Source organism: Pseudoduganella sp. jia 9, assembly GCF_055502615.1.
This window is the reverse complement of record NZ_JBUPWE010000044.1, coordinates 1-1003: the sequence shown is the minus strand read 5'-3', so window position 1 is coordinate 1003 and position 1003 is coordinate 1. Positions and strand designations below refer to the sequence as shown.

The 1003-nt window shown below is 51.4% G+C and carries 1 rRNA gene; it reads right to left on the bottom strand.

Features of this window, described 5'->3' with window-relative positions:
- Positions 1 to 1003: ribosomal RNA gene (locus tag ACY34H_RS30030) — 23S ribosomal RNA — on the bottom strand; the annotation flags it as partial.

Below are 1003 nucleotides of genomic sequence, written 5' to 3'. Positions count from 1 at the left end.
GAGTTCCTTCTCCCGAGTTCTCTCAAGCGCCTTAGAATACTCATCTCGCCCACCTGTGTCGGTTTGCGGTACGGTCTCGTATGACTGAAGCTTAGAGGCTTTTCTTGGAACCACTTCCGATTGCTTCACGCCACATGGGCGCTCGTCCCAGTCCCTTGAATTATGTGCCCGGATTTGCCTAAGCACCTTCTATGAACCAGAAACTGACTATTCCAACAGTCAGACAACCTTCCGCGATCCGTCCCCCCATCGCATCATACGACGGTGCAGGAATATTAACCTGCTTCCCATCAGCTACGCATCTCTGCCTCGCCTTAGGGGCCGACTCACCCTGCTCCGATGAACGTTGAACAGGAAACCTTGGGCTTACGGCGTGCGGGCTTTTCACCCGCATTATCGCTACTCATGTCAGCATTCGCACTTCTGATACCTCCAGCATCCTTTACAAGACACCTTCGCAGGCTTACAGAACGCTCTCCTACCATATCCTTATATCCGCAGCTTCGGTGACTGGCTTAGCCCCGTTACATCTTCCGCGCAGGACGACTCGATCAGTGAGCTATTACGCTTTCTTTAAATGATGGCTGCTTCTAAGCCAACATCCTGACTGTTTTAGCCTTCCCACTTCGTTTTCCACTTAGCCAATCTTTGGGACCTTAGCTGGCGGTCTGGGTTGTTTCCCTCTTGACACCGGACGTTAGCACCCGATGTCTGTCTCCCAAGCTCGCACTTACCGGTATTCGGAGTTTGCAATGGTTTGGTAAGTCGCGATGACCCCCTAGCCATAACAGTGCTCTACCCCCGGTGGTGATACTTGAGGCACTACCTAAATAGTTTTCGGAGAGAACCAGCTATTTCCAAGTTTGTTTAGCCTTTCACCCCTATCCACAGCTCATCCCCTAATTTTTCAACATTAGTGGGTTCGGTCCTCCAGTGCGTGTTACCGCACCTTCAACCTGGCCATGGATAGATCACTTGGTTTCGGGTCTACACCCAGCAACTA